Source organism: Bradyrhizobium genomosp. I (2014) (genome assembly GCF_000261685.1).
Taxonomy (GTDB): Bacteria; Pseudomonadota; Alphaproteobacteria; order Rhizobiales; family Xanthobacteraceae; genus Bradyrhizobium.
Genome location: NZ_AJQE01000138.1, coordinates 21,858 through 29,757 on the forward strand (window position 1 = coordinate 21,858; position 7,900 = coordinate 29,757).

The following is a 7,900-nucleotide window of genomic DNA, read 5'->3' on the forward strand; positions in this document are numbered from 1 at the left end:
TGCTCGCGCTGCCGCGCGTCATGTCCTCGTTCTAGCCGCGTTCGGCCTTGATGATTTCCGTCATGGTCACGCCGAGCTTGTCCTCGACCAGGACGACTTCGCCGCGGGCGACCAGCTTGTTGTTGACGTAGATGTCGATGGCTTCGCCGACGCGCCGGTCGAGTTCGAGCACGGTGCCCGGTCCGAGCTTCAGGAGCTCGCCGACGTCCATCTTCGAGCGGCCGAGCACGGCCGAGACCTGCACCGGCACGTCGAAGACCGCTTCGAGGTCGGCAGCGGCACGCGCCGCATATTCGTCCTCGTTGTAGCCGACGTCGGTGCCAGCAGGCGGCATCGGGCCGTTGAGATCGGGCAGCGGGACCTGTCCGTCAGTGTCGCTCATGGCTTAGCTCCCCCTGCGGGACGCGATATAGCGTCCGACCATGTCGTCGATCCTGGCCATGATGGCGCCGCGCTCCAGCACGACGCCGCCATCGGCCCATTCGATCCGGCAGTCGCCGGTGGCGATTTCGGGCTCGGCCAGGATCACCAGCCGGCCCTCGAAGCCGCTCTGCTTTGCGAGCCGCTCGATCTTTTCGCGCGCGGCATCGTAGAGAGCGTCGTTGATGCGGACGACGAGATGCGGCGTCGCGACCAGATGCGAGAAGCAGTCCTTGACCAGGGCGGCGACCTCGCCGAGCGGCTCGGCGGCGACCAGGTCGGCGCACAGCTTGCGCGCCACCGCGACCGCGACCTCGACCGCCTCGGTCTCCATCTTTGTCTCGATGTTGCTGATGCCGGAAGCGACGCCCCGAATTGCGATGTTGATCTCCTCCATGGCGAGCGCGACGCGGCGGTCGCTCTCGGCCTTGGCCTCGCGCTGGCCGGCGGCAAAGCCCTCCTGGTAGGCGCGCGCCTCGGCTTCCGCGACCTTCTGGGCGATCTCGGCCGCCGTCGCGGCCTTCTCGCGCGTCGTTCGCTCGGGCGCCGCGAAGTCGGTATCGAACAGGAATTTTGCCGGAGCGGCCATCAGTACACCAGTTCGTCGTCGGCGCGGTTCTTGGTCAGCATGATCTCGCCCTTGGCGGCGAGGTCCTTGGCGAGATTGACCAGAAGCGCCTGCGCTTCGTCGACGTCGCGCAGGCGTACCGGGCCCATCGCCGCCATGTCGTCCTGGAGCATCTTGGCTGCGCGCGAGGACATGTTGCCGAAGAAGAAGTTGCGGACGTCCTCGTTGGCGCTCTTGAGCGCGACGCCGAGCTTGTCCTTGTCGACGTTGCGCATCAGGGTCTGGGCGGAGCCGGAATCGAGCTTCACGAGGTCGTCGAAGGTGAACATCAGCGCCTTGATGCGCTCGGCCGATTCACGGTTGTCCTCTTCCAGCGAAGTGATGAAACGGGTTTCGGTCTGGCGGTCGAAATTGTTGAAGATTTCCGCCATCACCTCGTGAGCGTCGCGACGGCGGGTCTGCGACAGGTTGGACATGAATTCGGTGCGCAGCGTCTTCTCCACGCTCTCGATCACCTCCTTCTGCACCGCCTCCATCTTCAGCATGCGGTTGACGACGTCGAGCGCGAGCTCCTCGGGCAGGATGCCGAGCACGCGGGCGGCGTGCTCCGACTTCAGCTTCGACAGCACCACGGCGATGGTCTGCGGGTATTCGTTCTTGAGATAGTTGGCGAGAACCTCTTCCTGCACGTTGGAGAGCTTCTCCCACATGTTGCGCCCCGCCGGACCGCGGATCTCGTCCATGATGCCGTTGACGCGCTCCGGCGGCAGGTACTGCTGGAGCAGGCGCTCGGTGGCGTCGAAATTGCCCATCAGCGCGCCCGAGGCGGACATGCGCGAAACGAATTCGAGCAGCATGTCCTCGACCGTATCGACCTCGACGGTGCCGAGCGTCGACATCTCGAGCGAGAGCTGGCGCACCTCGTCGTCGTCGAGCAGGCCCCAGATCTTGCCGCCATATTGCTCGCCGAGTGCCAGCATCAGGATCGCGGCACGCTTCGGGCCGGCCAGACCGTCGGTCTTGGCGCCGCCGGCCCGGCTGCCGGCGCGCTGGCCGAGCGTGGAGATCACGCTGGTGATGTCGTTGGAGTTGGCGTTTTGCAGGGAGGCGGCCATGTCAGATCACTTCTTGATTCACTTTGCTTGGCTTGGTCATTTCGCGGGTTCGGTCAGCCACTGGCGGATGATGGCGACGGTTTCGTTGGGGTTGCGCTCGGCCAGCTCGCCGACGCGATGAACGGACTGGGCGTGGACCTGGCCCTGGATGGTAGCGACGTCGATTGCGCTGGCTGCGCCGCTGGGCAGCAGCGGCTGGCCGGCGGCCGGCGCGGCCTCTTCCGAAGCGGCGGGGCCCGTCAGCACGCCGGAGATGGCGGCGGCGACCTCGTCGGAGGCGAGGATGCGCTTGACCAGCGGGCGGATCACCAGGAACAGCACGACCAGGCCGAGCAGCATCATCACGCCCAGCTCGACGAAGTACATGACGTCGTCCTTGGTGAACTGGAGCATGCCGAGGAAGCCCGAGGGCTCGCCGATCGGCGCGGTGGAAGGCGCGTCGGCAAAGCGCAGATTCACGACCTCGACCTGGTCGCCGCGCTTCTGGTCGAAGCCGATCGCCGAGCGCACCAGGGTGGCGATGCTTTCGAGCTGCTCCTTGGTACGGTCCTGATAGGCCAGCTCGCCCTTGTCGTTCTTGGTGTAGATGCCGTCGACCAGCACCGCGACCGAGATGCGGTTGACCCGGCCGGCTTCGGTCACCTCGGTCTTGGTGGTGCGGGAGATCTCGTAGTTGTTGGTCTCTTCGGTCTTCTTGCTCTGATCCTTCGGGGCGGCGGCGTTGTTCTGCTGGTTGCCGGGCAGCTCGTTGTTGACGGTGACCTGGCCGTTGTTGTCCGCGGTCATGCTCTGCTCTTCCCGGGTCTGGCTCGAGCGCAGCACGCGGCCTTCAGGGTCGAACTTGTCCGAGGTCTGGGTGACCTTGTTGAAGTCGAAATCGGCGGAGAGCTGGACGCGGGCGCGACCCGAACCGACCACGGAGGAGACGATGTCCTCGACCTGCTTGCGCAGCCGCTTTTCGAAGGCGATGCGGCGCTCGTCGCCGACCGCCTGCTCGGGATCGGTCGCAGCGCCGTCGGCGAGCAGCTGGCCGGCCTCGTCGACGATCGAGACCCGCTGCGGCTTCAGCCCGTTGACGGCGGAGGCGACGAGGTGGCGGATGGCGCGGATCTGCTGGGCTTCCAGCGTGCCGCGGACGCGCACCACGATCGAGGCCGACGGCTCCGGCGCCTCGCGCGCAAACAGCGGTCGCTCGGGCAGCACCAGATGGACGCGGGCGGCCTGGATGCGGTCGATGGCGCGGATGGTGCGGGCGAGCTCGCCTTCCAGCGCGCGGAGATGATTGATGTTCTGGACGAAGGAGGTGGTGCCGAGCGCGTCCGACTTGTCGAACACTTCATAGCCGACGCCGCCGCCCTTGGGCAGGCCGCCCTCGGCGAGCTTCATCCGCAGCCGCGTGACCTTGTCCTTGGGCACCATGATGATGGAGCCCTCGTTGCGGATTTCGAACTGGATGCCCTGGCGCTCCAGGTCCTTGATGATGCTCGAGGAATCCTCGACGCTGAGATCGGTGAACAGCGTCGTCATCTGCGGCGTGGTGACGCGCATGATGACGAAGGCGAAGAAGCCGATGAGCGCGGCGGTGACCGCGATCATGGCCCCGAACCGGGCGGCACCGATGCTCTTCAGAAAGTCCGCAAGCCCTTGCAAGCAACCGCCCCAACAGATTCGGCTGCTTTCACCGGAAAGGCCGACTGGGCAATTATTGCCTAGGGGATGGTTTCGATATGGTTAACGGAAGTTAAGAGGTAGGACAAAAGTGCATCATGAAAAAAATCGGCCTCGCTGGGCGAGGCCGATTTTCGTCAAAAGCCGCAGATTTCCGGATCGCCTACTGGCGATATTGCTGGATGCGGGTGGTGCGAAGACCCGCCAGACCGTGCTGGTCGATGGAAAACTGCCAGGAGAGGAATTCGTCGACCGTCAGGGTATAACGGCTGCAGGCCTCCTCAAGGGAGAGAAGTCCGCCACGGACAGCGGCGACGACTTCGGCCTTGCGGCGGATGACCCAGCGTTTGGTGCCGGGTGCAGGCAGATCCGCGATCGTCAGCGGACTGCCGTCCGGCCCGATGACGTATTTTACCCTCGGGCGATGGGGTTCTGTCATGGCGTACTCACAAACTCTCAACCACTGAACTCACGTCCGTAACCGTACGCTCCGCGACTTAAAAATCCGCTAAGCCTAAGGCTTCAATACAATTCTCGTTGAAACTTGCGGGAACGCGGCCGCCTCGGCCGGCGGGAGACGCGATTCCGGCGGGCCAAGCGGGCAGAAGGTAAATACTTTACTAACGCAGAACGACTCTTGCGGGCTCGACGCGAGCCCCCAACTCTGATCCACCTCTCCCCGGTCTGAACACCCCGCTGGGGAGAGGCGCTCCGCCCTCAATAGGCGCTTGTCGCGATGATGCTCTTGACCTGGCTCAGCGTGTAGCTGGCGCCGTCGATGGTGAGCAGCGGCGGCGACTGGGTCAGGTCGACCGACGACACCACGCCCTGCACCTGCGCGGCGATGCCGACATTGTTGTTCGCGACGTCCTTGCCCGTGGCCGAGATCGTGTATTTGCCGTCGGGCCATTGCGTGCCGTCATTGCCCATGCCGTTCCAGGTGAAGGGAATGTCGGTGCCGGCGGAGGCGGTGTATTTGCCGTTAAACACGGTCTGGCCGCTGGAATTGGCGATAGAGATCTCGACGGTGGAGTCGGTCGGCACGTTGAGATGCCAGATCGCCGCCGAGTTCGTCATGCTCGTCGTCGAGCCGTCCACCAGGGCGGTCTTGCCGACGAAGCCCAGCGCCTGGGTCGCCTGCGTGGTCTGCTGGAGCGTGACGAGCTGGGCCAGCGAATCGTTGGTCTTGAGCTGCTGCTCGACGCCGGCGAACTGCACCAGCTGCTGGGTGAACTGGTTGGTGTCGAGCGGATCCAGCGGGTTCTGGTTCTGCAGCTGCGTCGTCAGCAGCGTCAGGAAGGTCTGGAAGTTGCCGGCGAGCGTCGAGCCCGTGGTCGAGCTCATCGAGCTCGACGAGGAGGATTTCGGGATGTCGGTCGTTCCGGAGACGGGCGTCGGGGCGGTGGCGGCATTCGTGGTGGTCATCGTCGAATACTCCTCACACTCTGATGTCGACGCCGCTGCTCGATCCGAGCATGCGGCCGTAGCCGCGCCCGACGGGCGCGGCAGCAACGGTGTCGTCCTCGCTGATGATCAGCCGGCGGGCATTGCCGCCATTGTCGTTGTTCTGGCCGGAGTTCTGGCCCGATGAATTCTGGTCGCGCAGGCTGAAGGACAGCCCGTTGCTGCCGGTCTTGAAGCCGGCATCATCGAGCGCGCGCTGCAATTGCGGCGCGTCCTGACGCAGCATTTGCAGCGTCTCCGGCTTCTCCACCGTGAGATGCGAGGTGACCTGGCCGTTGCGGTCGACGTTGATGCGCACGTCGATGCGGCCGAGCTCGGCCGGATCGAGGCTGATGTCGAACCGGGACTTGCCGGCGCGTATCGCGGCCGCGATCTCGATCGGGATGCCGCTGATCGGCACGGCCGCATGAGTTGCCGCGGTCGCGGTCAGCGTCGCCGTCGATGCCGTCGCGGCTGAGGTGGTGTTGGTCAGCGGCGCCTGCACGGCGGAGGCGGCTTGCGCGCTGGTGTCGGTCGAGGCGGCGTTCGCGTGCGTTCCCGCATGAGCCTGCGTTGCCGGCGCGCCAGAGGCCGCATCCGCGGTGCGCTCGGTGGCGACGGCCTTGGCGTCGGCTGCTCCGCCATCTCCTTGCGGCTTGGCGGCCTGCGGATGCGCGGCGGCGTCGAGGGTCGCTGCGCCCGGGGCTTGCGTCGCGGCCGCGTTCGCCTTGCCGGTGTCCTGGCCGATATTCGAGACGTCGGTCTGGGTCTGCGCCGTGGCGGCGTCCTTGAACGAGGTCTTCGGCGTGCCCTGACTGGCGGTGGCGATCAGTCCGCCATTGGCCTTCACACCGGTCGCGGTCGCCTCGCTCGTGCCGGTCGCGGTCTCGCCGAGCGTCGTCGTGGTGTCGGCATCGACCTCGGCGCCCGCGGCCTTGGCGCTCTTGTCGCCTGCGGTGGCGGTATCGGTCCTGGTGCCGGCGATCTGCGCCGCAGTGGAGGCACGGGCGGCGAGACCTGCCGCGGCGATCGTCAGCGGCGAGGCGGCGGCATCGCCGGCCTGGCTCGCAGCCGCATTCGGATCGGCCGCCACGACGGGCGCGCCGACGATGACGCCGGGATCGGGCACGGCGGTCTGCGCCGCATCGGCCGGCGCGGCGGCAGCCGGATCGACTGCGGCGGTCGGGGCGTCGGTCCCGTCGGACTTGTCGCCCTTGGTGTCGTCGGACTTGTCCGCCGATTTGGCGTCCGATGTCTCGGACTTGTCCTTGATCTTGCCGGCGTCCTTGGACGGATCGCTTGTCGCCTCGCTGTCGTCATTCTTCGCTGGCGCAGACGTGTCGGTGGCGTCGCTCGCCTTGCTCTGCGAGGGCTGGTCCGTGGAAGAGGTGTCGCGCCGACGCCGGTCGGACGCCGGGGACGATGACGCGGAATCGCTCCGGCGCGGCGCCGTGTCCTGGGCCTGCGCATTGTTGTTGATCGCCTGGGTGTTGCTGTCGACCAGCGAGCCGAAAGCCTCGTTCGCGGGCGTGTCCTTCGGGGCTTGCGACCGGGCAGGCTTCTGCTGCGCGCTCTGGACTTGCACGCTTGCCACGACATCTGACGTACGACCAACCACAGGCGACCCCTTGGAAGCAACTTCGGACAAGGGGTAGCAAGGAGTGGGCCAGCGCCCCTCTTTGTAAATTTATCCAATATAATCAATGTCTTGATGTTCCGAGGCCGCTGCCGGCCGGCCCGCCGCGGCCCCGCCATTTCTGCCGCCCCGGCAAGAATTGCCCCAAGCTGGCTGCCCGCGTGATTGCTTCACCGGAATGCCGCCTATATTAAAGAGGTTACTCTCAGCCGCTTTCGACTTGGGCAGTCGTGCTCTTCGGGAACCAGAGTTCCGGGGATCGCCGATGTCCCGCGAGAAGGCACAGCAATCGCGGATCGCGCTACGCCGCCGTCACAACGCTTTAAGGCCCATGCTCAACAGTCTGGATCTCGAAGGCCGTCCCGAGGACACCAGGGTCGTCGTCGCCATGTCGGGCGGCGTCGATTCCTCGACGACGGCTGCGCTCTTGAAGGCTGAAGGCTATGACGTCGTCGGCATCACGCTGCAGCTCTACGACCATGGCGCGGCGACCCACCGCAAGGGCGCCTGCTGTGCCGGCCAGGACATCCACGACGCGCGCGACGTCGCGGCCAAGCTCGGCATTCCCCACTACGTGCTCGACTACGAGGACCGCTTTCGCGAGTCCGTCATCGACAATTTTGCCGACTCCTATGCGCTTGGCGAGACGCCGGTGCCGTGCATCGAGTGCAACCGTTCGGTCAAGTTTCGCGACCTCTTGAAGACCGCGCGTGAGCTCGGGGCGCACGCGCTCGCCACCGGCCATTACGTCGCCTCGCGCCGTCTCGGCGACGGCTCGCGCGCGCTGGTCTGCGCGGCCGATAGCGACCGCGACCAGAGCTATTTCCTGTTCGCGACCACGCGCGAGCAGCTCGACTTCCTGCGCTTTCCGCTCGGCGACATGACCAAGCCGCAGACGCGCGAACTGGCGCGCCGCTTCGGTCTCGCGGTCGCCGACAAGCACGACAGCCAGGACATCTGCTTCGTGCCGACGGGACGCTACACCGACATCATCACGCGCCTGCGGCCGAACGCGATGGACCCCGGCGACATCGTCGATCTCGACGGACG

Annotated in this window: 8 protein-coding genes; 1 reads left to right on the forward strand and 7 read right to left on the reverse strand. The window is 66.0% G+C overall.

Translation table 11 applies throughout. From position 1 onward, the window contains the following. Positions 1 to 31 precede the first annotated feature (31 nt). The 7 genes from fliN to IC50_RS13195 all read right to left on the reverse strand — a co-directional run bounded on the left by fliN (position 32) and on the right by IC50_RS13195 (position 6,832). Positions 32 to 382, reverse strand: coding sequence for a flagellar motor switch protein FliN (fliN, locus tag IC50_RS13165; protein ID WP_035704875.1), 351 nt, complete (start codon positions 380 to 382; stop codon positions 32 to 34). A 3-nt stretch (positions 383 to 385) separates the two neighbouring features. Next, positions 386 to 1,009: a FliH/SctL family protein gene (locus tag IC50_RS13170; protein ID WP_035704878.1), complete on the reverse strand. Its 624-nt coding sequence runs from the start codon at positions 1,007 to 1,009 to the stop codon at positions 386 to 388. After that, complete coding sequence (fliG, locus tag IC50_RS13175; protein WP_035704881.1) at positions 1,009 to 2,103, reverse strand: flagellar motor switch protein FliG; 1,095 nt, start codon at positions 2,101 to 2,103, stop codon at positions 1,009 to 1,011. Before fliG ends, IC50_RS13170 begins: the two co-directional genes overlap by 1 nt. Positions 2,104 to 2,139: 36 nt before the next feature. Continuing rightward, positions 2,140 to 3,753, reverse strand: coding sequence for a flagellar basal-body MS-ring/collar protein FliF (gene fliF / locus IC50_RS13180; RefSeq protein WP_035704884.1), 1,614 nt, complete (start codon positions 3,751 to 3,753; stop codon positions 2,140 to 2,142). A 181-nt stretch (positions 3,754 to 3,934) separates the two neighbouring features. Beyond that, complete coding sequence (sciP, locus tag IC50_RS13185; protein WP_002714638.1) at positions 3,935 to 4,210, reverse strand: CtrA inhibitor SciP; 276 nt, start codon at positions 4,208 to 4,210, stop codon at positions 3,935 to 3,937. Between the two features lie 278 nt (positions 4,211 to 4,488). Further along, positions 4,489 to 5,196: a flagellar hook assembly protein FlgD gene (locus IC50_RS13190; protein ID WP_035704886.1), complete on the reverse strand. Its 708-nt coding sequence runs from the start codon at positions 5,194 to 5,196 to the stop codon at positions 4,489 to 4,491. A 13-nt stretch (positions 5,197 to 5,209) separates the two neighbouring features. Beyond that, positions 5,210 to 6,832, reverse strand: a complete 1,623-nt coding sequence (locus IC50_RS13195) for a flagellar hook-length control protein FliK (RefSeq protein WP_035704887.1) — start codon at positions 6,830 to 6,832, stop codon at positions 5,210 to 5,212. 349 nt (positions 6,833 to 7,181) lie between these two features. Here IC50_RS13195 and mnmA point away from each other — a divergent pair. Beyond that, positions 7,182 to 7,900 (forward strand): tRNA 2-thiouridine(34) synthase MnmA (gene mnmA / locus IC50_RS13200; protein ID WP_035704889.1); only part of this gene is annotated, 719 nt, incomplete at its 3' end.